Annotated in this window: 18 protein-coding genes and 1 pseudogene; all 19 read left to right on the forward strand. The window is 63.3% G+C overall.

The window, feature by feature from the left end:
* Positions 1-933 (forward strand): NAD-dependent epimerase/dehydratase family protein, encoded by a 933-nt coding sequence (locus tag ACMYLB_RS10710; protein WP_415910906.1) that lies wholly within the window; start codon positions 1-3, stop codon positions 931-933.
* Positions 933-1,672: pseudogene (locus ACMYLB_RS10715) on the forward strand (sugar phosphate nucleotidyltransferase). The gene ACMYLB_RS10710 and the pseudogene ACMYLB_RS10715 overlap by 1 nt, the downstream one beginning before the upstream one ends.
* Entirely contained in the window at positions 1,669-2,694 is a 1,026-nt protein-coding gene (locus ACMYLB_RS10720; RefSeq protein ID WP_415910907.1) for a GHMP kinase, read from the forward strand. The pseudogene ACMYLB_RS10715 and the gene ACMYLB_RS10720 overlap by 4 nt, the downstream one beginning before the upstream one ends.
* Positions 2,618-4,042, forward strand: a complete 1,425-nt coding sequence (locus tag ACMYLB_RS10725; RefSeq protein ID WP_415910908.1) for a lipopolysaccharide biosynthesis protein — start codon at positions 2,618-2,620, stop codon at positions 4,040-4,042. Before ACMYLB_RS10720 ends, ACMYLB_RS10725 begins: the two co-directional genes overlap by 77 nt.
* 4 nt (positions 4,043-4,046) lie before the next feature.
* Positions 4,047-5,252 (forward strand): methyltransferase domain-containing protein, encoded by a 1,206-nt coding sequence (locus tag ACMYLB_RS10730; RefSeq protein ID WP_415910909.1) that lies wholly within the window; start codon positions 4,047-4,049, stop codon positions 5,250-5,252.
* A 2-nt stretch (positions 5,253-5,254) separates the two neighbouring features.
* A complete protein-coding gene (locus ACMYLB_RS10735; RefSeq protein WP_415910910.1) occupies positions 5,255-6,184 on the forward strand; it encodes an NAD-dependent epimerase/dehydratase family protein in 930 nt (309 codons plus the stop codon).
* On the forward strand, positions 6,181-7,302 hold the full coding sequence (locus tag ACMYLB_RS10740; RefSeq protein ID WP_415910911.1) for a hypothetical protein: 1,122 nt from the start codon (positions 6,181-6,183) through the stop codon (positions 7,300-7,302). Before ACMYLB_RS10735 ends, ACMYLB_RS10740 begins: the two co-directional genes overlap by 4 nt.
* Complete coding sequence (locus tag ACMYLB_RS10745) at positions 7,299-8,027, forward strand: FkbM family methyltransferase (protein WP_415910912.1); 729 nt, start codon at positions 7,299-7,301, stop codon at positions 8,025-8,027. Before ACMYLB_RS10740 ends, ACMYLB_RS10745 begins: the two co-directional genes overlap by 4 nt.
* Positions 8,024-9,121, forward strand: a complete 1,098-nt coding sequence (locus ACMYLB_RS10750) for a glycosyltransferase (RefSeq protein ID WP_415910913.1) — start codon at positions 8,024-8,026, stop codon at positions 9,119-9,121. The genes ACMYLB_RS10745 and ACMYLB_RS10750 overlap by 4 nt, the downstream gene beginning before the upstream one ends.
* A 2-nt stretch (positions 9,122-9,123) precedes the next feature.
* Entirely contained in the window at positions 9,124-10,395 is a 1,272-nt protein-coding gene (locus ACMYLB_RS10755; protein WP_415910914.1) for an O-antigen ligase family protein, read from the forward strand.
* A gap of 62 nt (positions 10,396-10,457) precedes the next feature.
* Positions 10,458-11,564 (forward strand): acyltransferase family protein, encoded by a 1,107-nt coding sequence (locus ACMYLB_RS10760; RefSeq protein ID WP_415910915.1) that lies wholly within the window; start codon positions 10,458-10,460, stop codon positions 11,562-11,564.
* Positions 11,561-12,694 (forward strand): glycosyltransferase family 4 protein, encoded by a 1,134-nt coding sequence (locus tag ACMYLB_RS10765; RefSeq protein WP_415910916.1) that lies wholly within the window; start codon positions 11,561-11,563, stop codon positions 12,692-12,694. The genes ACMYLB_RS10760 and ACMYLB_RS10765 overlap by 4 nt, the downstream gene beginning before the upstream one ends.
* A 5-nt stretch (positions 12,695-12,699) precedes the next feature.
* Positions 12,700-14,007: a nucleotide sugar dehydrogenase gene (locus tag ACMYLB_RS10770; RefSeq protein WP_415910917.1), complete on the forward strand. Its 1,308-nt coding sequence runs from the start codon at positions 12,700-12,702 to the stop codon at positions 14,005-14,007.
* Positions 14,008-14,039: 32 nt separating this feature from the next.
* Complete coding sequence (locus ACMYLB_RS10775; protein WP_415910918.1) at positions 14,040-15,167, forward strand: acyltransferase family protein; 1,128 nt, start codon at positions 14,040-14,042, stop codon at positions 15,165-15,167.
* A 314-nt stretch (positions 15,168-15,481) separates the two neighbouring features.
* Complete coding sequence (locus ACMYLB_RS10780; RefSeq protein WP_415910919.1) at positions 15,482-16,039, forward strand: hypothetical protein; 558 nt, start codon at positions 15,482-15,484, stop codon at positions 16,037-16,039.
* Positions 16,036-18,294 (forward strand): glycosyltransferase, encoded by a 2,259-nt coding sequence (locus ACMYLB_RS10785; RefSeq protein ID WP_415910920.1) that lies wholly within the window; start codon positions 16,036-16,038, stop codon positions 18,292-18,294. The genes ACMYLB_RS10780 and ACMYLB_RS10785 overlap by 4 nt, the downstream gene beginning before the upstream one ends.
* Positions 18,291-19,538, forward strand: a complete 1,248-nt coding sequence (locus ACMYLB_RS10790; RefSeq protein ID WP_415910921.1) for a glycosyltransferase family 4 protein — start codon at positions 18,291-18,293, stop codon at positions 19,536-19,538. Before ACMYLB_RS10785 ends, ACMYLB_RS10790 begins: the two co-directional genes overlap by 4 nt.
* Positions 19,539-19,560: 22 nt before the next feature.
* Positions 19,561-20,934: an exopolysaccharide biosynthesis polyprenyl glycosylphosphotransferase gene (locus tag ACMYLB_RS10795; protein ID WP_415910922.1), complete on the forward strand. Its 1,374-nt coding sequence runs from the start codon at positions 19,561-19,563 to the stop codon at positions 20,932-20,934.
* Positions 20,931-21,650, forward strand: a complete 720-nt coding sequence (locus tag ACMYLB_RS10800; protein WP_415910923.1) for a hypothetical protein — start codon at positions 20,931-20,933, stop codon at positions 21,648-21,650. Before ACMYLB_RS10795 ends, ACMYLB_RS10800 begins: the two co-directional genes overlap by 4 nt.
* Positions 21,651-21,658: the final 8 nt, after the last annotated feature.

Consider the following 21,658-nt stretch of genomic DNA (forward strand, 5'->3'; position numbering starts at 1 on the left):
ATGAAAATCCTGATCACCGGCGGTGCCGGCTACATCGGTTCCGTTCTCGCTCCCGCGCTGCTGCGCGACGGTCATCACGTCACCGTCGTCGACAGCTTCATGTTTCGTCCGAACAGCCTTGCCGATTGCTGCCACTACGAAACGTTCTCCGTCGTTCGCGGCGACTGCCGCGACGAGGCGTTGATGCGCCGTTTGGTCGCGAACGCCGATTTGATCATCCCGCTCGCCGCCCTCGTCGGCGCGCCGCTGTGCGATCGCGACAAGGTGGGCGCGCAGACGACCAATTCGGAGGCCGTGCGCCTGATTTGCCGGCTCGCGAGCGCGCAGCAGCGCATCATCATGCCCACGACCAACAGCGGGTATGGCATCGGTGAGGCGGGCAAGTTCTGCACGGAGGAGACTCCGCTGCGGCCGATCTCGCTCTACGGCACCAGCAAGGTGGAGGCGGAGCAGGCGGTGCTCGCCCATGGCAACAGCATCAGCTTCCGCCTCGCCACCGTGTTCGGAATGTCGCCGCGCATGCGGTTGGATCTGCTGGTGAACGATTTTGTCTACCGCGCCGTGACGGACCGGGCGGTCGTGATTTTCGAGGGCCATTTCAAACGCAATTACATCCACGTGCGCGACGTGGTGCGCGCGTTCCAGCACGCCATCGCCAACTTCGAGGCGATGAAGGGCCGGCCTTACAACGTCGGGTTGGATGACGCGAACCTCTCGAAGCTGGAGCTCTGCGCCGAGATCAAGAAGCAGGTTCCAGGCTTCGTGTTCCTCGAAGCGCCGATCGGCGAGGACCCGGACAAGCGGGACTACATCGTCTCGAACGCGCGGATCGCCGCCACCGGCTATCGGCCTGAGTGGGGTCTGCAGCGCGGCATCACGGAGCTGATCAAGGGTTACACGATCCTGCGCAACAGCACGTTCGCCAACGTCTGATGGTGTCCGCGTCTACGTCATCCGTTGCTGCTGTCGTGCTGGCGGGCGGCTTCGGCACGCGAGTGCGACACCTGCTGCCGGGAGTGCCGAAACCCATGGCTCCGGTGGCGGGGCGGCCGTTTGTCGAGCATGTCGTGCGCTACCTCCGGGCCGGCGGTGTCACTGAGGTCGTGTTGTCCACCGGTTATCTGGCGGAAGTGGTAGCGGGCTATTTTGCCCGCCGCCCGGTGTCGGACGTCGATGTCCGGTGCGTGGCCGAGCGGGAGCCGCTCGGCACGGCCGGCGGCTTCTGGCACGCCGCCCGGGGAGCGGCTTCGCGCCGGGAGCGTGGCTCGTGCTGAACGGCGATTCGATGGTCGTGGCGAATCTGCCGGCCTTCCTTGTGGAGTTCGCGCGTTCGGGCGCCGATGCGGCCCTGATCGGGCTGCCGGTGCCGGATGCCAGCCGCTATGGCTCGCTGGATTGCACGCCGGACGGACGGCTCCTCCGCTTCGCGGAGAAGCGGCCGGGAGCGGCGACGATCAACGCGGGCGTCTATGTCTTCCGGGCGGGAGTGCTCGACCGGTTCCCGTCGCAGCGTCCGCTCGCCTTCGAGACCGACGTGTTCCCGGAATTGATCGCGACGGGCGCACACGTGCACGTGCACGTTGTCGATGCGGCGTTTCTCGACATCGGCACCCCGGCCTCGCTCGCACAGGCGGAGGATTTCATCCGCGCCCAGCGCTCTCTCTTCCCATGATCATCTCACGCGCTCCGTTACGCGTCAGCTTCTTCGGCGGTGGCACCGATTTTCCGGAGTATTTCCGCACCGAAGGTGGCGCGGTTTTGGCGACGGCCATCGACAAGTTCTCCTACGTCACGGCGAGTCCGTTTCAGAGCAGCCTCTTCGATTACGCGGTGCGGGTTTCCTACTCAAAGGGGGAACTGGTTCGCGCGATCGATGAAATTCAGCACCCGGTCTTCCGGGAATGCCTGCGCCTGCTCGGGCTCGAGCGCGACATCGAGTTGCATACGGTTGCCGACCTACCGGCCTTCACGGGACTGGGCTCGTCGTCGACGTTCACGGTTTCGCTGCTCGACGCGCTGCATCGCTTCCGCGGCGAGGCGGTGCCCCCGTTGCAACTCGCCCATGAAGCGGTGCACATCGAGCGCAATGTGCTCAAGGAAAGCGTTGGCTTTCAGGACCAGACCACGGCGGCTGTCGGCGGCTTCAATGTGATCGAGTTCAGCGGCGAGGCCGATATCCAGGTGCACCCGCTCAACCTGAGCGCCGCGCGGCTGGCGGAACTGGAGAGTCACCTGCTGGTCGTTTACACGGGACTGAAGCGGCGGGCGGCGGAGATCGAGTCGCGGAAACTGAAGTCCCTCGAACTCAACCGCGGCTCGCTGCGGGCAATGCGGGCAATGGTGGATCGCGGTCGCGATCTGCTGGTGGACGGCGGGTCGCTCGCCGCCTTCGGCGGGCTGCTGCATGAGTCGTGGCTGGCGAAGCGCGCGCTCGACGCCGCGGTGTCGAACACCACGATCGATGAACTCTACACTCGCGCCCGCGAGGCGGGAGCGTGGGGCGGCAAGGTGCTGGGGGCGGGCGGCGGCGGCTTTCTGCTGCTCGTCGCGCCGCCCGAGCGGCACGCGGCGCTCCGCCGCGCCTTCGCGGATTCGTATCAACTCGATTTCCGCCTGAATGCGCCCGGCGCGCAGCTGGTCTTCGGCAACGGCGGATGCCTGCCGCCGCGCGCCGTGGAACGCACCGATGCGTAGCGCCCTGCAACGTTTGTGGCCCAGCCTGGGCGAGCACCGGAGCGCCGAGCAGCGGCGCGAAGGGGCGATCGTGCGCACGCTCGTCAGCGTTTACGCCGTCAAAGTCGCGACGGTGACGTCCAACTTTCTCGTGATCCCGCTCGCGGCCGGCTACCTCGGCTTGGAGAAATATGGCCTCTGGCTTTCCGCCGCCTCGCTGATGAGCGTGCTGGCGCTCTCGGATTTCGGATTGGGCAACAACCTCACGACGGCGCTGGCCCAAGCGCGCGGGCGAGGGGACACCCAGGGTGTGGCACATGCGGTTTCGGCCACCTTGTGGAGCGTCGCGGGCGTCGCGGGGCTGCTGTTCATCGGCTTCAGCGTTGTGCATCGCTTCGTAGACTGGGCGCATTTCTTCAACGCGACGGATCCGATGGTGGCGCGCGAGGCGCCCCGGGTGGCGTTGTTGGTCGGCGCGATTTCCGCGCTCCAACTCGTCACCGGTCTGACCCAGCGGATCTACGCCGGGCTGCAGGAAGGCTACTGGGCATCGGTGTGGCAGGGCGCGGGCGTGGTCGCCGGATTGCTGGCCTTGCTCGCCGGTATCCACTTTCGCGGCGAACCGTTCGTGCTGATCGCCATGCTCGGACTCGTGCCGGTGGCGGTGCAGGGTGTCGGGCTCGCGGTCGTGTTGCGCCGTCCCGAGTTGGGGGAGTTGCTCCGGCCCGCGGCGCTGCACCGCCGCGACATCACCGCGGTGCTCTCCGGGAGCGCGTTGATGTTCGTGGTGAACCTGCAGGCGGTGTTCTGGCTGTCCAAAGACAGTCTGTTGATCGCGCAGACACTCGGTTTGTCGGAGGTGGGCGCCTACAACACGGCATTTCGCATCTTCCAGTCGGTTTTCATGCTGCTGGCGGGATCGCTGGGAGCGACTTTATGGCCGGCGTATGCGGACGCGTTTGCTCGCGGCGACCGCGCCTGGATTCGCCGGAGCATCGCGCGCAGCCTTAAGGTGGGGGGCGGGGCGATGGCATCTTTCGCGCTGCTGTTCGTGCCGTTCGGCGGAAAATTGGTGGCGTGGTATGCCGGCGCGGGACTGGCCTTGCCGGTCCTGCCTCTGGCGCTGCTGGGCCTCTACTTTGTCGTCCTCGCCGGGGTGAATCTCCTGAGTTTCCCCCTCATGGGCGCGGGCCACGTGGCGGTGATCGCCTGGGGCGGGCTGTGCGGCGGGTTGCTTTCCGTGCCGCTTGCCTACGCCCTCATGCCGCGCGGAGGCGTGGCGGCGCTCGTGGCGATCAATCTCGGTTGCAATGCGCTCTTTCAGCTGTTGCCGCTGATCTGGAAAAACCGCCGCCTCGGGAACATTTGATCTTATGCAATGCCGTGTCTGTGACTCCACTCGCCTCGAACTCGCAATCGATCTCGGGATGCAACCCTGGTGCAATCATTTCCTCAAGGCGGAGGAGGTGGGCCGGGAGCCGTTCTATCCGCTGCGCACCGTCTACTGCCACGACTGCGGCACCGCGCAGCTGGATTACACGGTCAAGAAGGAGATCATGTTCGGCAACCACACCTACCTCTCCGGCGTGACGAAGTCGCTCAGCGCGCATTTCAAGGGCATCACCGACGAGGTCGATCGCCGGTTCTTCCACGCGACCCCCGGCAAGTCCGCGCTGGATATCGGCTCCAATGACGGCACCCAGCTCAAGCATTTCCAGGCGGCGGGCTACGATGTGCTGGGCGTCGAGTCGTCCAAGACGACCGCGCGGCTGGCCCAAGACGCGGGCGTGCCGACGCTGAACACGTTTTTCAATCACGAGACCGCGCGGGCCCTCGGGCGGAAGTTCCATGTGATCAACGCCGCGGGCGTTTTCTTCCACCTCGAGGAATTGCATTCCGCCGCGGAGGGCATCCGCGAGTGTCTGCACGAGGATGGGGTGTTCGTCGTCCAGTTTCTCTACATGAAACGGATCGTGGAGAACCTCGCGTTCGACCAGATCTATCACGAGCATCTGCTCTACTACAATCTGCGTCCCCTCGAGCGACTGTTGGCGCGCCACGGCTTGGAGATTTTCGATGCTTATCTCGCGCCGATCCACGGCGGCTCGATGATCGCCTTCGTTAAACATCGGGGGCGGGGCCCGGCGGCGAGCGACCGGTTGACCGCACTGCGCGCGGCGGAGGACCGCGAGCACAGCAACGACTTCGCCACTTACGTCCGCTTTGCCGAGCGCATCCGCCAATTCAAGGGCGAGAACCTCGCGTTCCTCCAGGCGGCGCGCGCCGCCGGCAAAAGCGTGTGGGGCTTCGGCGCACCGGTGAAGGGCAACACCATGCTCAACTACTTCGGAGTGAAGTCGGACCTGATCCAGTGTCTCGTCGAGCGCAACGAACTGCGGCGTGGACTCTTTGCCCCGGGTTCGCACATCCCGGTGGTCATCGAGCAGGATCTCACCACGACGCCCGATATCTACTACGTCCTGGCGTGGAACTTCAAAAAGGAGATCCTCGAGCGCAACCAGGCCCTGATTGCACGGGGCGTCGAGTTCTTCTTCCCGGTCAATCCGCCGGAGCTCTGAGCATGAAAATCCTCATCACCGGTGGGACGGGTTTCCTCGGCACCGCGCTGAGCCGGCGACTCGTCGAGCTCGGACATGACGTCACCGCGCTCGGCTCGCGGCAGGCGGACCTGCGCGTGCCGGGCAGTCTGGACGGCTTCGCCGGTCCGTTCGACCAGATCTATCACTTGGCGGCTTGGACGCAGGCGGGCGACTTCTGCCTGCGGCACCCCGGCGAGCAATGGCTGATCAACCAGCGGCTGAACACCACCGTCTTGGAATGGTGGCAGCAGCGTCAGCCGCAGGCGAAGCTCATCAGCATGGGCACCAGCTGCTCTTACGCGCCCGACCGGCCGTTGGTCGAAACGGAATACCTCAACGGGCAGCCGATCGACAGCCTCTTCACCTACGCGCACACGAAGAGGATGCTCCATGTCGGTCAGCTCTCGTTGCAGAAGCAGTTCGGCCTTCGGTGGCTGACGCTCGTGCCGTCCACGCTTTACGGACCGGGCTATCACACCGACGGACGCCAGATGCACTTCATCTTCGACCTCATCCGCAAGATTCTCCGGGCGCAGCTTTACGGCGAGGAGGTGGTGCTGTGGGGCGATGGCCGGCAGCGCCGCGAACTCGTCCACGTGGGCGATTTCGTGGAGGCGGCGGTCGCGCTCGCCGGGACGGTCGAGGGTGAACTCGTCAACGTCGGCGCCGGCGAGGAATTTTCGATCCGGCATTTTGCCGAGCTCATCTGCTCGGAGGTGGGCTACGACCCGGCAAGGATCCGCTACGATACGACCCGCTACGTCGGTGCCACCTCGAAATGTCTCGAGGTGACGAAGCTCCGGCAGCTGCTGCCCGGCTTCCAGCCGCGGCCGCTTCGGGACGGGCTGCGTTCGACCATTGCCTGGTTCCGCGAACACGAGGCGAAGCTCCTGCCGAAGCCCGCGCCATGAATTCTCGCGTCCGAGGTATCATTTCGGTCATTCCTGCGGATGACGGCGGAAGTGGTCACTATGTGCCGTATGCGGTGGCGGTTGGCCAGGCGGCACAACTCAACGGCTGGCGTCATCTCGGGCTCGTGCCCAAGACGATTCCGCGAGAGCGGATACCGGCGCATTGGAAGAACAGGCTGGCCACGTGGGACGAGACACAGCCGGCGCGATTTTCAAAGCCGCTCAAGTTTTTGCGGATGGCAATCTCGCTACGTTCGGCTTTGTCCGACCTCCTTACACAGGCGAACGTTGTGGTCCTCGATCCCTTTAGCGTGCTTAAGCTCGCCGCACTATGGCTCGCCCTCTTAACACTGCCCCGTCGAGAATGTATTGTGTGTCTGATCTATCGCTATGATAGCGACACCTCCAGAGGTGAGTTGCTGGCCTTTCGCTGGTTGAACAGAGCCTTTGCGATTATGATGCCGAACGGGAGATTCCTTACACTCACCGACAGCGAACCACTTAGGCTGTTTCTATCGGAAAAATTCTCTCGTCCCGTGCATGTTCTGCCGATTCCTCACACTTTTGCCGCAGTGCGGAAATCGGCCCCCGCCTCGCTGAACTGCTGCTGGTGGCCGGGCAAGCCGCTCGAAAACAAGGGGCGCGCCGTTCTGGCGCAGCTCGTGGTCGCGGCGGTGCCCCACGCCGAATCGTTTGTTCTGCGCGCCGCTCGCAGCGCCGGTTGGCAGGCGGTGGCGGGCGGCCCCGCCATCGAACTGTTGCCCGATCGCCTGACGGAGGAGCAATACGCGGCCGAGATGGCACGTGCAGATTTCATACTGCTGCCCTACGCCCCCGCGGTTTATCGTCGACGCACATCAGGAATTTTCGTCGAAGCCGTAGTTGCGGGCAAGATCCCCATCGTCTCCGCGGGCACTTGGGCGGCCAGCGAACTTGAGCGCCACGGCCTGCTCGAACTCGCGTGGGTCGATTGGAATCCGCTGACGACGTTCACGCGTTTGCTCGCGATTCGCCACAACGCAGACCTAGCGTGCCGTCTGCAGGCCTTGCGCGAACGTTATGCCGCCGAGCACAGCATTTCGGGCTACGCCGCCACTCTGAAGCATCTTCTCACATGATTCGCGTCTTTTTGCATTCCCTCCTTTGCCTTTCGCGCCACGTGCGCGGCCGCTTGGTCGCCGTGGAGGCCCAACGTCTCTGCCGACTGGCGACTCGCGACGGTGTGGTGATTGACATCGGAGCACACTGTGGCTCATGGATGATTCCACTCAGCCGGCAGGTTGCCGAAGGGCGAGTCTACGCGGTGGAAGCCTTGCCTCATTATGCCGCCGTGCTGGGCTCACTCGTCCGCTGGCTGGGCTGTGGCAATGTCACGGTCTTGAATGGCGCGGCCACGGAGCGCGAGATGTCGCTTCCGCTGGTCTGGAAGGATTCGCACGGACGCCGGCTTACGGGGCTCACGCACCTCGCCGGCGTTGGCGAACCCACGGAGAATGCGGTTCATGTCCAAGGCCGGCCGCTGGATGCGTGGATTCCACGGGCGGATTGGTCGCGGGTGCAGCTTATCAAGTGTGATATTGAAGGCGCTGAGTTGGCCGCGTTTCACGGTGCAACGGGTATCATCGCCGCCGCGCGTCCCGCCGTTTACTGTGAGATCAATGCAGCCTTCTGTAGGCGCTATGGTCACACCGCCGCCGACGTTTTTGCCTTTTTCCTTTCGCGGGGCTATCGCGCGTTTGTTGCTGCGGATGCAGAATGGAGGGAAATTTCGGTAGATGCTTACGCTGAGAAGGGCGATGTGCTGTTTTTGTCCGAACGCCACCCGGTTCCGCAGAGCGCATGACCGGACGCCGTCGCCGCATTCTGCTCGATCTGCTTCCGTATTCGCCATCGGACGGCGGATTCACGACGTCGATCCATGCACTTCTGGAAGTGGCGACGCGCCTTGAGGAGTTCGAGTTCGGTATAGTTTATCACTCGGACTATCGGGCGCGCTTTGCGTCGTATCCGTTCCGGCACCATGTGGTGAACTTTCCGCGCAAGATGAAGTTCTTTGCGCCCCTCGCGATAATTCCGCCCTTGGTGCGGTGGCATGGCTATCACGCCGTGCACAGCGATATTTCGGCTGCCGTCACAACGACGGTGCCAACTTCGATGCGCGTGCACGATCTCTTTTATCTCATCAGCGGCGAAAGTCGGAATAGGCCTTGGCTGCATGAAGTCGTGGAAACGCTCTACCGACGCATCTATGTTCAGAGCATCCGGACCGCTGGCATCGCCGCGGCGATCTCCGAGTGCACCCGGCGCGATATTGTCCGGCACGCCGGTCGAAGCGCGACGAATTATCTGCTGCCGCACGCCGTGGCCCTGCCGGCGAGCACGCCGGTGGCCCGCGATTGGCCGGACAAGGAGCGTTCCGCGCGCTTGCTCTTCGTCGGTAGTATCGTCCCCCGTAAGAACCTCCGGACGCTTCTCGCCGCGCTACGTCAGGTGCGGCGCGCGTGGACGCTCGACATCGTGGGCAACGTCTGGTGGGGCGCAACGGGTCTCGGGGACGAGCTGCGCGATCCGCGCATCACTGTGCGCGGCTTCGTCCCAGACGGGGAGTTGGCCAGGCACTACGCCACGGCGGACCTGTTGATCAATCCTTCGCTTTATGAAGGCTTCGGGCTGCCGGTCGCCGAAGCGGTCGCCGCGGGCTGCCCTGCTTTCGCGGCGAGCGGCAGCGCGTTCGACGAGTTTGTGCCGGCGCTGGCCCGCTTCGATCCGCACGATCCGCCGGCGCTGGCTCGCTTGATCGACGCCCTCTCGCCCGATGCTCATCGCGCGCTGCTGGCCGCCGAGTTTGCCGCCTTGCAGCGTTTCTCGCGCGCTGGCCAGATCGCCGCATATCGCGCGGTTTTCCGTCGTCTGGTGGCGGATGTCCCCGAACTCTGACTTTGAAAGCCGCCTCTAACCCCACCTTCGATTACCAGCAGAAGCTCATGGCGCTGCTCACGGCCCTCACGTTCGTGGGCTACTCGGTGTATTCGTTTCTCGCGGTGGCGTTGAACCTCTCGGAGTTCGACAGCCGCATCATCACGGTCCCGTATCGCGCTGTCGTGCTGGCGCTGAGCCTGTTCCTTTTCCTCTCGGCATATTTCCGCCGTGAACTCGGCCCTTGGACTCGGACACATACGGTGTCCTCCATTGTCTGGCTCATGTATACGGCGCGGCTAATTTTCGATACCCTCTATCGCAACGAACCTCTGTCGCGGCCACCTTGGGAATTCTGGGCCTTCGCGTTGGGCGTCTGTTTCTTTTCATTCATCGGCTTGGTGCGCCGGTTTTCTGACGAAGCCCAACGGTGGGCGGCTTGGTTGGTCTGGGGGCTGGCGGCCGCCGCGTGCCTTCTGGGTCTGCTTACGCAGTCCGGCCAAGTCACCATGACCGAGGAGCGTGTGTCCGGAAATCAGATCCTAAATCCGATTTCCTACGGACAAACGGCAGTTACGCTTGTCTTGATGGCTTGCTATCTCGCGCTTCACGCACGGAAGACGGCCACGATTGTCTGGTTGCTGGCGTCGACGCTGCCGGGGTTCTACACGATCGCATTGGCGGCGTCGCGAAGTCCGTTGATCAGCTTGGCCCTTGGTATGGCGCTGCTTTCGATCCACGGCATCAAACGCGGCATCGGCTGGAAGATTGCCCTGGGCTTCCTGGCCGTTGCGATTGCACTTCCGATCGGTGTCGAATACCTCCTCGCGACCGGCAGCACGCTTACCAACCGATTGTTCGAAACCTATGATGCCTATCGCACCGGTGAAGTGGACCGATTGGTTCTTTGGGGTATCACCTTGGAAGAGTTTAGCCGCAGTCCGGTATGGGGCGCAGGGATTGAGCTGAGTATCGGCATGCACCCGCACAATCTGATTCTCGAGGCATGCCTTACCATGGGTTTCGTAGGGGGAGGTCTTTTCCTTTGGCTGATGCTCGACGGTATCTGGTCAGGCATCCGGCTGCTGAGTTCAGCGGAGGCGGCTTGGATGCCACTGGTTTTCATGCAATTCTTCACGGCGTCATTGTTTTCCGGCAATCTCTGGAGTTCAGTAGAACTCTGGGCAATCGTGCTGCTGCAAGCGGGGGCCGTTGCCGGACACCCGGCAAATCGCTTCCACGGCACAACCCCGTTGGCGGCGGCGCCACAGCGTGCGCTGCGGCGCGGAGCATGAGTTTTTAACAGGCTCCCGTGACATTGGCGCACCCAAGCTATTTGGCGACACGCAGCGTCCGTTTGGACTTCCTGCGCGGAATTGCCATCCTGCTGGTGTGCCTCGGACACCACGCGATTGACCTGTCCGCCGGCTACCTCAGCCCCGTGGTTTACGTGTGGTATCGGTTGGGTTGGACGGGCGTGGACCTATTCTTCGTGTTGAGCGGCTTCCTCATCGGCGGTCTCCTCTTTCGTGAAATCATGGAGTTTGGGCGCCTCGACACGCGGCGGTTCATCATCCGGCGCGGTTTCAAGATCTGGCCGCTCTATGCGGTCTACCTCGTGCTCGCGGCTTTCTCGTATTGGCAGAGCAACGGTTACGATACGCACCGGCTTTGGGTGGCGATCGGGCCAAACCTCTTGCACGTGCAGAACTACTTTCCGACGCCGCTCCAGCACACTTGGAGCCTCGCGGTGGAGGAACATTTCTACCTCGCGCTGCCGCTCCTGCTCTGGGCGCTGTTGCGGTGGGGAAATGACCGGCGGCTGGACCGCCTTCCGGTCGTCCTAGGCTGCGTGATGGTGGCGTGCGCGTTGCTCCGCCTGCCGAACCTCGGTCACGAGTTCCAGCCCTACACGCACGGGTGGCCGACCCATTTGCGCATCGACTCGCTCTGCGTGGGCGTGCTGGTCGCCTATGCCTATCACAATCGCCTCGCTTGGCTGGAGCCGATACGGACGCGACCGGTGATGTGCCTCCTTGTGGCGGCACTCGGTCTTTCGCCGCTGCTTATTTGGACGGCCCACAACGCGCCCGTCTATACGATCGGGTATTCGGTGATCGCGTGGGCCTACGCTCTCGTGCTGATCGCGGTTTGCGTCGGGCGCGTGGGCAGCGGTATCGCTTCGGTGCCCGGCGCGGCGGGTGTTGTGCGCGGCGTCGCCTATATCGGCTTTTATAGCTACCCGATCTACCTTTTCCACTATCGACTCGGGCAGATGCCCGCCAAGTGGATGCTGCGGCATTGGTCCGGTTCCGGATGGGAGACGACTCGCTGGATCGCGGCCACCAGCATCAACCTCGTGACGATCGTCCTGATCGGCGTGGCATTCGGGAAACTGGCCGAGCGGCCGATGCTCGCGTTGCGCGATCGACTGTTCCCGGCGCGGGCGAAATTGATCCCATGAAAACCCGCGTGTCCCTGTCACAAAGGTGGTGCCCACACTACCGCGTCCCGCTGTTCGAGAAGCTCGCGACGCTTTCGCGGCATGAGTGGATCTTTCAGTTCGGCTCGCATCCGGGTGGCGGCAAGGGCGGGCTCGATGCGGGAACGGGCTCGTTGCGCGTCCATCCGGTGCGCAATCGCTGGGTGACGTCGCGCTATTGCTGGCAACACGACGTCCGGCTCGACTGGCCGGGGCTCCAAGTGGCGGCGTTCGAACTCAGCTATTCCATTCTCTCGAATCCGCTGCTCATGCAGCGTGCCCGCGCGCGCGGGCTGCCTCGCATCGGCTGGGGGAAGGGCATCAGCGAGGCGGGCAGCGAGCGCTCGCTGCTCAAGCGGTGGGTCGAGCGCATTCACCTGTCCGGGTGTGACGCGATCATCGCCTACGGGCAGACGAGCCGTGACTATTTCATCCGCAAGGGAGTGCCGGCGGAGCGGATCTTCGTCGCGCAAAACAGCAACGACACCAACGCCATCCTGCGCCGTCGCGAGCGTTCGGCTGCGGAAGGTGCGGAGCTCCGGCGGCAGCTGTTCGGTGATCGCCGCGTGATCGTGGCCGGCTACCTCGGTCGACTGGCGCCGGAGAAGCGGGTCGATGTGATCCTCGCGTCTTTCGCCGCCGCGCGGCCGGAGCGATACGCTGCGCACCTCGTGATCGCCGGAGACGGTCCCTGCCGCTCGCAGCTCGAAGCCCAGGCGGCGACGCTCGCGTGCCGCGATCGCATCCATTTCGTGCCGCACGTGCCGGACGGCGCGGAGCACGGTTATTTTCAGCTCTTTGATCTCTATCTGAGCTACGCGGTCGGCGGTCTCGGTGCAGTCGAAGCGATGGCCCACGCTTGCCCCGTCGTCACCGCGCCGGAAAAGCGTCCGGAGCTCGATCTCTTGGTGGACGGCGAAACCGCTTATCTGGGACGGGATCTTTCGCCCGAGGCGTTCACGGCCGTGCTGGCGCGCGCCTGTGCGGCGCCGCGCGACGAACGGCGCCGCATCGCCGAACTGGCGCGCACGCGGGTTGCCGCCGGGGCGACCCAGGAGAAAATGGTGGAAAGCTTCGATGCAGCCGTGGACTACGTGCTGCGGAGACGATAATTTTTATGAAAATCGCGGTCTTTGGTCTGGGTTATGTCGGTGTAGTCACGGCGGGCTGTTTCGCTCGCGATGGCCATGAAGTCATCGGAGTCGATGTTTCCGCCGCCAAGGTCGCCGAGCTGAACGGCGGGCGCTCGCCGATCTTGGAAAAAGACATTCCCGAGATCGTGCGTGCGGCCGTGGCGCAGGGCAGGCTGTCCGCCACGACCACCCCGTCGACGGCGCTCGAGGGCGTGCAGATGGCTTTCGTCTGCGTGGGCACGCCGTCGCGCGCGGATGGCTCGCTGGATACGAGTTTCCTGGAGCGAGTGCTCGAGCAGATCGGCCAGAGCCTCCGCGGCCGCAAACTGCCACTGACGCTCGTGATCCGCAGCACCGTCCTGCCGGGCACGGTGCGCCGCGTCGCGTTGCCGATCCTCGAGCAGGCGGCAGGGCGTCCCGCGGGCGACGGCTACGAGGTGCTCTTTCATCCCGAGTTTCTGCGCGAGAGCTGCGCGGTCCGCGATTTCGACGAGCCACCCAAGATCGTGATCGGCGAGCGCGCGCCCGGCGCGGGTGCCGACCGCCTGCTGGAACTCTACCCGGGCATCGTTGCGCCGCGATGGGTGACCGCCTACGAGACCGCGGAAATGGTTAAGTATACCGACAACGTCTATCACGCGCTCAAGGTGACCTTCGCGAATGAGATCGGCCTCGTCAGCCAGTCGCTGGGCGTCGACGCTGCGCTCGTCATGGAGATTTTCCGGAGCGACACGAAGCTCAACATCTCGCCGGCCTACTTCCGGCCGGGCTTCGCGTTCGGCGGATCGTGCCTGCCGAAGGACACGCGCGCGCTGACGCACAGCGCGGCGCGGCAAAACGTGCAAACACCGGTGTTGCACGCGATCCTTTCGAGCAACCGTGCCCAAATCGACCGCGTGGTCGCGCGCCTCCTCGCGACCGGGAAGCGGCGGATCGGATTCCACGGCCTGGCGTTCAAGCCCGGCACGGACGACTTGCGCGAAAGCCAGTTCGTGGAACTCGCCGAACGCCTGCTCGGCAAGGGCTGCGAGTTGCGCATCTACGACGAGCACGTTCACTACACGCACCTGACCGGCCGCAACAAAGCGTATGTCGACGAGGCGTTGCCGCATCTCGCGCGGCTGCTCGTCGCCGAGCAGGTGGCCTTGGAAGGCTGCGAACTCATCGTCCTCGCGCACCCGGCGCCGGCGGCGCGAGTGGAGGCCTGGCTCGCCGCGGGCGTGATCGTGTTCGACCTGGGACCGGGACGATCCCTCGGTCGCGAAGCGGCCGGTTACCTGACGGTGGTCTGAAGCGAGATCCGACCGTTTCTCAAGGATCTGCTATGGCAACCCAAACAAAAGTCCCAGTCCGCTCGGGGAAGATTGGCGCGATAGAAATCGCGCGGGGTGTGGCTGCGCTTAGTGTGGCGTTGCATCACGCCGATACGACGGTGGCTTGGGGGATAAACTACAAGGCGCCGGCTGAGATAACATCTCTGGGGCTCGCCGCTCTGGAGTCTGTGTTTCATGAAGCCCTTAGCTTCGGATTCCTTGGCGTTCAGCTCTTTTTTGTGCTGAGCGGCTTTTGTATTCATTTGGCGCATAAGAACGAAGTCCCGCTGCGTGCGCGGTCCTTTGCGCTGCGGCGCTTCTTCCGGCTTTATCCGGTTTATCTCGTGATTTGTGTGTTGGCTTTCGCAGGTCACCTTGTCACCCGCGATGGCTTCTTGGGGCCGCAGCCACTGCAGAATTTTATCGGGCACTTGTTTTTTTGGCATTATGCGGATGGCGGGGCTAATGCCGGCATGGGGGCAAGTCCGGTCTTTTGGACTCTCACACTAGAAGTGTCCTTCTATGTCATCTACCTCTTCCTTGCCGGCTACATTCGGAAATTCGGAATTGGTCGATTTGTTGTGATTTGGCTTATCGTGGATGCCGTCTATCACTTCTGTTACTCGGGAAGTAGCGCGAGTTTCTTTGCGGCACAGAGATTTCCGCTTACTCGTTTTGGCGAGTGGTTATTGGGCGTGATGCTGGCGGAAGATTTTGCGGCAGGTAAAGGCACTCGCTTCGACGCGCTTGCCGGCGCTGCCCTGCTCGGTCTCGGATTCTTTCTCAATAGCGCACTCTCGTGGGACAAATACGTGAGCTTCGATATCCTCGGAAGTATGGGCTTCTTTTTCCTTTTGCGGTCCCAGTTATCCTCTAAAGGAGGGATGTTTGAACATTCGTCACTAGGAGAATTCTTCGCATGGGTGGGCTGCATTTCCTACAGCCTATATTTGATCCATCCCGTCGTTTTTTCCGCATTCAAGGCGCTGCTTCGGACGGTCGAAGCGCCCTATTTTCGGTTCGGCGGGTTCCTAGTCGCCATCATGGCAGCGATTTGTTTAGCGGCGCTGAGTTATCGCTTCTTCGAGGAGCCGTTTCATCGTTTGGGACGCCGCCTCGCCATGCGAGATGCTCGGTAATGGTTTTCTTCTGACTCAAGCATGTTTCGATTAATGCAATCGTTGCGTCGACTGGTGCCGCCGGCGGCGGTCGACTGGCTGCAGGCGGTCCGCGACCGCGTGGGCACCGCGCCGGTCGAGTATCTTGCGTCGTGGCCCGAGGACACGCGCGGTTGGAACGTGGATTCCATCGCGGCGATGCATGACCGGAACTGGCCCGGCTACCTGGAGTCGTTGCGCGGCATCTCGCCGCTGGGGGCGCCAAATCGGCCGGAGGGCGTGCCGTCGACCCGTGGGACATCATCAATCACAACAACCTGGTCTCATTCGCGGCCGTGCTCGGCATGGCGGCGCAGGGGCGGCAGCGGCTGTCGTTCCTCGATTGGGGCGGCGGGGTGGGGCACTACGGGGCGCTGGCCCAGGCGCTCATGCCGGATCTGGCGCTGGAATATGCGTGCCAGGACATGCCGGTGTTTTGCGAGGTCGGCCGGCGCCACCTGCCGCGGGCGCGATTCTTCTCCGAGCCGGATGCCTGCTTCGCCCAGCGCTACGACCTCGTTTTTGCCGGCAGCTCGCTCTGGTATATGCGCGATTGGCGGGAGATGCTGGGCAAGCTGGCGCGCGCGACGGACCGCTATCTCTTCGTGAACCGGATGATTTTTGTGGATCGCGTGACTTCCTTCGTGGCGATCCAGCGCCCCGGCAAGGCGCACGGGTATGCGACCGAATACCCGATGTGGATCCTCAATCGCACCGAATTTCTGGAGGCAGCGCGAGCCGCCGGGCTGGAGCCGGTGCGTGAGTTCCTCATCGGGCACGGTCCGCGCATTCATCGGGCGCCCGAGGAGGGCGCCTTCCGCGGCTTCCTGTTCCGGCCAGCGATCGCTCGATGACTACTTCGCCTTTCGCCACCGGGTCTGCGTCGCGCGTGCGGTATTTCTGCACGTATTTCGACCACAATTATCTGCCGCAGGGGCTCGCGCTCTACTACTCGCTGCGCCGCCACTGCCCGGGGATGCAGTTGTTCGTGCTCTGCCTGAGCGAAGAAGCGCGCGAGCAGTTGCGGGAGCGTCGGTTGGCGGATGTCACGACACTGTCGATGGCGGAATTTGCCGAGTTCGACCCCGAGCTCTTCGCGGTCCGTCCGACGCGCAGTGCGATCGAGTTCATCTTCACGTGCACGGCGTCGTTGTGCCGCTGGGTGCTGGCCCGCCACCCCGAGGTGGAGCTGCTGACCTACCTCGATGCCGACCTGTATTTCTTCAGTGACGTCGAGCCGATGTTCACGGAGCTGGGCGACGCTTCGATTGGCATCATTCCTCATCGCTTGGGACCCTCCGGATTTGTCCGCCGCTTTGGACGTTTCAATGTCGGTTGGATCAGTTTTCGGCGCGATGCCAACGGTCTGGCCTGCGTGGAGCGTTGGCGACAGCAGTGCATCGAGTGGTGCTACGATCGCGTGGAGCCGACGCGCTTTGCCGATCAGAAATACCTGGATGAATGGCCGGCCACGTTCGCCGGCGTGCACGTCTATACCCACCCGGGCGCGAATCTCGCGCGCTGGAACTACGCGGAGCGCAAGGTTCGTGCCGCGGGCGGTCAGGTGAGCGTCGATGGGCGTCCGCTGGTCTTTTTCCACTTTGCCAGTTTCAAGCAGCTGAGCGAACACGTGTTCGAGTCAGCGTTTTCGACGCATTGGATCCGCCCGGACCGGGTCGCGCGGCAACACATTCTGGGACCCTACATCGCCGAACTTCGCCACGTGTCAGGCCCCTTGCTGCCCCGCGGGCCGCGGCGGCTTTTCGGCTCGCGTCTCAATGTCTCGAGCCCGACCCGCCTGTTGCGCGAGTTGCTGGTGCTCGCGCGTTCGCTGGTGTGCTGGGACTTCGTGATCGTGCTCGCGCCGGACCGGCAGGATGCGCGTTACGCGCACATGGTCGGACCCGCCGCACGACCCGCGCCCGCGCCAGCGCCGGCGGTCCGCCGCAAAGTGTGGTTCGCCTTTGCGGATGCCAAGATCCACTCGGGCCAACGCGAGGCGTCGCGCCTTACCTACACCTCGCTGGATCCGGCGGAATGGGACGTGCGCCTGATCGTGATGCCGGGGTTCGAGCACAATCGGTCAGGCCTTGGACGCTGGGTGCGGTATTTCACGCGGCTGATCGTGGCGTGGCTCGAATTCCTCCCGGTCTTCCTCCAGAAACGTCCCGTGGTGCACATGAACATCGGGCAGACGAAGATGTCCATGGTGCGCGACGGCGTGCCGCTCCGCGCGCTGCACTGGTTAAAGTCGGAGGCGGAGATCATCCTGATGACGCAAGGGAGCGTTTTCATGAGCTGGCAGCCCGATGAATCCCTCGTGCGCGTCTTTCGCGGACTCGTCGAGCCCGCGCGTCTGATCACGGTCTTGGGACCGCACCAGGCGGCGCAGTTGCGGCGGCTCGGCATCCCCGCCGAGAAGGTTATCATCTCGAACAATACCTGCGGTTCAGAGGGAATCGACGAGGCGGAAATCATCGAGAAGCAGGCCCGAACCGAGCCGATCAGCTTGTTGCACCTCAGCACGCTGATCGATACCAAGGGTTTTCCGGAGTATCTTGAGGCCTTGGAACTTCTCGCTTCGCGCCCGGGCCCCCGGATCCAGGCGATAATTTGCGGCCGAGTGCTGGTTACGGAGCATTCGCAACGCTTCCGAAACCACCGGGACGCGGAGGACTGGATTCGAAACCGCGTCGAACGCATCAACCAGAGTTCCCGGGTCAGCGTCAGGTGGATGGCGGAGGGGGCGGACGGCGAGACCAAGTGGTTGCTTTATCGCGGTGCGCAGGTGTTCGTGCTGCCTTCGTATTATCCGGTCGAAGCGCAACCCATCGTGAACATCGAGGCGATGGCCCATGGGTGCGCAATTATCTCGACGACCGCAGGCGAGATTGAGGCGATGTTCGACGGGCGCGACGTCGCGACCATCCTCGATGAGGTCACGGCGCAGACGGTGGCGGAGGCGATCGAGGTGCTCGTGGCGGATGCGGAGAAGCGCGTGCGGCACGGCCTGGCGGCGAGGCGGTTGTTCGAGCGGAAATTTTCCCCGCGGGCCTATGCCACCACGTGGAAACGATTGCTGACCGACCCGGAAAGCAAGGGCGCATGAACCGTGGCCGCGCGGCGGGAGACACCTCTCCCATCTGGGTGGTGGTCACCCAAGTTTTTCATCCCGACACGCAGGCGACCGGAAAACTGCTCGGTGATCTGTGCGTCGAGCTGGCGGCGCGAGGAGTGCGCTGCCAGGTGCTCGCGGGCTTCCCGGCGGAGGATCGTGAACGGACGGGGGCGGTGCCGAGGTCGGAGCGCTGGCGCGGAGTCGACGTCCGCCGCGGAGGGCTGAAGGTGCCCTTCAAACGTTCGCTCGTTTGGCGGCTGTTGGGCTACGCCAGTTTCACGCTTTGGCAGTGCGGGCGGCTGCTGTTCGCCACTCCGCGCGGCGCGCAGGTCCTGGTCGTGACCAATCCTCCGTTCTCTCCCGCCGTGGTCGCGCTGTGCTCGTGCCTGCGCCGCTGGCGTTTTGCCGTGCTGTTGCACGACGTCTACCCCGACGGATTGATCGCCGTCGGTGCGGTGGCGGACGGGGCTCTGATTGCGCGGATGTGGCGGCGCGCGAATCGGTGGACTTGGGGTCGCGCGGAGCGGCTCTTCGTTCTGGGTCGCGACATGGCCGAGCTGCTGCAGAACCGCTATCAGATTGGCAGCGGGAAGATCGTCTGCGTGCCGAACTGGAATCCGCATGATCTCGGAGCGCAGCCGGTCGCCGCCGAAGCGACGCGGTTGTGGGCGCGCTTGGGTTTCCCGGCGGGCACCTTTGTGGTGCAGTATTCGGGCAACATGGGGTTGTGGCATGACATCGACGCCCTGGTGCAGGCGGCGGCGCTGCTGAAAGCGGAGACGGACATCGTATTCTTGATGATCGGTGGGGGGCGGCGGTTGGACGCGGCACGGCGATTGGCGGAATCGCTCGGCTGCGACAATATGCGCTGGCTGTCGTTTCAGCCCGAGACGGAGCTGGGCGATACTCTAGCCTGCTGTCATCTTGGCATCGTATCGCAGCGTGAGGGATTGGTGGGCGTTGCGGTGCCTTCGAAGATCTACGGCATCATGGGGGCCGGTCGCGCGATTCTCGCTGCTGTCCCGTCCCAGGCCGAGGCCGCGCGAGTGGTGGAGGAGGACAACTGTGGCAGTGTGGTCCCGCCGAGCGATCCGGCGGCGATTGCGAGTGCGATCAGCTGGTGGCGCCGCAACGACGAAGCCCGAGAACGCGCGGCTGGAAACGCATGGCGCGCGGTGCGGGAAAAATATGCCCTTGGCGTGATCGCCAAGCGCTATCAGGGTGCATGGGGTTGAATACCATGCTTGCCCCCTTGTCATGAGACTTCGCAGCATTTGGCACCTAAGCCGCCTCGCCTTCTTCGCGCTGGACTACGTGTTGTGCTGGGCGTCGGTGGTTTGCGCGTTCAAGTTTTCCCCGCGTTTTGCAGACGACATCATCCAAGGGGGACTCCTCAACCCTCACTTGCGTTTCGTCGGTTACGGTATGCCCTTGGCGATGGCGTTTGGACTGCAGTTGGCCGGCGTGCAGGTGAGCCAGGCCGGATTTCGCGGTTCGGAGACGCTGACCCGCACCTTGGTTGGCATCGTCGGCGGAATCGCTGTATTTGTCGTTTTGCACGCTTTGGTGGAGTTCGAGTTGGTGGGCCGTTACGTGCTGATTTTCTCCGTGCTTTACGGCGCGGCTTTGGTGCTCGGTTCGCGGTTGGTGCTGTGGCGATTGGCTGAACATGACACCCGCAACGTATTGGTCTACGGCCCCTCGAAAGTGGCCGCGGAGCTTGCGGCGCAAATCCGCGCCTTGCGTCTGCCGATCCGGGTGGTCGGACATGTCACGATCAGCGAGATCATGCCGGAATCGGCGGGGGCGTTTGCGGCGGCGCGACAGCTGGAGCTGCACGCCCACGCGATAAAACGGGGCGCGGAAGAGATCATCGTTTCGGTGCGCGATGGGATGTCGTCCGCCGAGCGCCAGGCCCTGCTGCAGTGCACGAGCCTGGGACTGAAGGTGGTCGATCTCGGTTATTTCTACGAGATCGAGTTCGAAAAAGTGCAAGTCGAGGAGCTGCGCGAGGACTGGTTCTGGGCTTACGACGCGGCGCATTCGCGGCCGGTGTTTTTTGCGTTCAAACGCATCCTGGACGTGCTCTGCAGCCTGGTTGGACTCGTGTTGTTCGCACCTTTCTTCCCGATCCTCGTCGCGGCGATTTGGCTGCAGGACCGCGGCCCGGTGCTTTATTCTCAGGTGCGCCTTGGACTGAATAACCAACCGTTCCGCATCTTGAAATTTCGCTCCATGCGTCTCGATGCGGAAAAGAACGGCGCCCGTTGGGCCAGCGTCGGCGACGATCGCGTGACGCGGCTGGGTCGCCTGATGCGCAAGACCCGCATCGATGAGGTTCCGCAATTTTGGAATATCCTTCGGGGCGAGATGTCATTCATTGGCCCCCGGCCGGAAAGGCCCGAATTTGTGGAGAAGATCGAAGAGCAGGTTCCCTATTACCGCTATCGGCACCTCATCAAGCCGGGCTTGACGGGCTGGGCGCAGATCAATTTCCCCTACGGCGCGTCGGTGGACGATGCGCGGCAGAAACTCGCCTACGATCTCTATTACCTGAAACATGCCTCGATCACGCGAGAACTGCACATTCTTCTCCGCACGATCGTGGCGATGATTCGAGGAGCAAGATGAGCGCGGTGCCGCTTAAAAATCGGCTCTTGCTCGGTGCCGCCGCCGTCGTGCTGCTCGCAGCAGCCGTCTCAGCTATTGGTGAAATAGCACGCGGAGATTTGCCTCGTCGTCTCTCTCCGCCGCTGGAGGAACGGATCCCGCGCCAAGTCGGTTCCGTCGAGGGGGAAGATGTGCCACTCGGGCCCAACGAGTTCGTCGATGCCACTGCGAAAGAGAAGATGGAGTATGACGACGTGTTAAACCGGGCATATCATACCTCTCGCGGCGTCTTCAGCGTTTATGTCGGTTATTGGGCTCGCGGAAAGCGGTCGCCAAGCCATGTGGCTTCGCACACGCCCGATCGCTGCTGGACCTTGGCGGGGATGCAGTGCGAACAAGCAGATCACGACTTTGCGTTGCATTGTGGTCATGGGCTGACGGTGGTCGGGCAGGGACGTCGGTTTCGCGACTCGCAAGGACAGGTGCTTTATACCGCGTTCTGGCATCGAGTCGGCGATCGCTTCTACGACTACGGTGGAACGCTCGGCGACAAGCCGTCTCCTTCAGTCCGGGTTAAACATGTGATCCGGGATCTTTTCGTTTGGCGCGAGGATCAGTTCTTTGTGCGGATCACGGCGTCGCGGCCGTTAGTGGACTTTGAGTCCGATCCCACTTTCCAGGCAGTCATGGAATCCGTCGCGAATGTTGCCGGCTTGATGCCGGCTTCTGCCAAGTAACAATGCGG

Origin of the sequence: Oleiharenicola sp. Vm1, from assembly GCF_047777955.1 — a bacterium.
Classification (GTDB): Bacteria; Verrucomicrobiota; Verrucomicrobiia; order Opitutales; family Opitutaceae; genus Didemnitutus.

Bases quoted from the DNA above. Each gene is read 5' to 3' on its own strand.
- ACMYLB_RS10735 (WP_415910910.1), top strand. From the start codon at position 5,255: ATGAAAATCCTCATCACCGGTGGGACGGGTTTCCTCGGCACCGCGCTG.
- ACMYLB_RS10785 (WP_415910920.1), top strand. From the start codon at position 16,036: ATGACTACTTCGCCTTTCGCCACCGGGTCTGCGTCGCGCGTGCGGTAT.
- ACMYLB_RS10790 (WP_415910921.1), top strand. From the start codon at position 18,291: ATGAACCGTGGCCGCGCGGCGGGAGACACCTCTCCCATCTGGGTGGTG.
- ACMYLB_RS10730 (WP_415910909.1), top strand. From the start codon at position 4,047: ATGCAATGCCGTGTCTGTGACTCCACTCGCCTCGAACTCGCAATCGAT.
- ACMYLB_RS10770 (WP_415910917.1), top strand. From the start codon at position 12,700: ATGAAAATCGCGGTCTTTGGTCTGGGTTATGTCGGTGTAGTCACGGCG.
- ACMYLB_RS10740 (WP_415910911.1), top strand. From the start codon at position 6,181: ATGAATTCTCGCGTCCGAGGTATCATTTCGGTCATTCCTGCGGATGAC.
- ACMYLB_RS10725 (WP_415910908.1), top strand. From the start codon at position 2,618: ATGCGCCCGGCGCGCAGCTGGTCTTCGGCAACGGCGGATGCCTGCCGC.
- ACMYLB_RS10775 (WP_415910918.1), top strand. From the start codon at position 14,040: ATGGCAACCCAAACAAAAGTCCCAGTCCGCTCGGGGAAGATTGGCGCG.
- ACMYLB_RS10745 (WP_415910912.1), top strand. From the start codon at position 7,299: ATGATTCGCGTCTTTTTGCATTCCCTCCTTTGCCTTTCGCGCCACGTG.
- ACMYLB_RS10800 (WP_415910923.1), top strand. From the start codon at position 20,931: ATGAGCGCGGTGCCGCTTAAAAATCGGCTCTTGCTCGGTGCCGCCGCC.
- ACMYLB_RS10710 (WP_415910906.1), top strand. From the start codon at position 1: ATGAAAATCCTGATCACCGGCGGTGCCGGCTACATCGGTTCCGTTCTC.
- ACMYLB_RS10795 (WP_415910922.1), top strand. From the start codon at position 19,561: ATGAGACTTCGCAGCATTTGGCACCTAAGCCGCCTCGCCTTCTTCGCG.
- ACMYLB_RS10750 (WP_415910913.1), top strand. From the start codon at position 8,024: ATGACCGGACGCCGTCGCCGCATTCTGCTCGATCTGCTTCCGTATTCG.
- ACMYLB_RS10720 (WP_415910907.1), top strand. From the start codon at position 1,669: ATGATCATCTCACGCGCTCCGTTACGCGTCAGCTTCTTCGGCGGTGGC.
- ACMYLB_RS10765 (WP_415910916.1), top strand. From the start codon at position 11,561: ATGAAAACCCGCGTGTCCCTGTCACAAAGGTGGTGCCCACACTACCGC.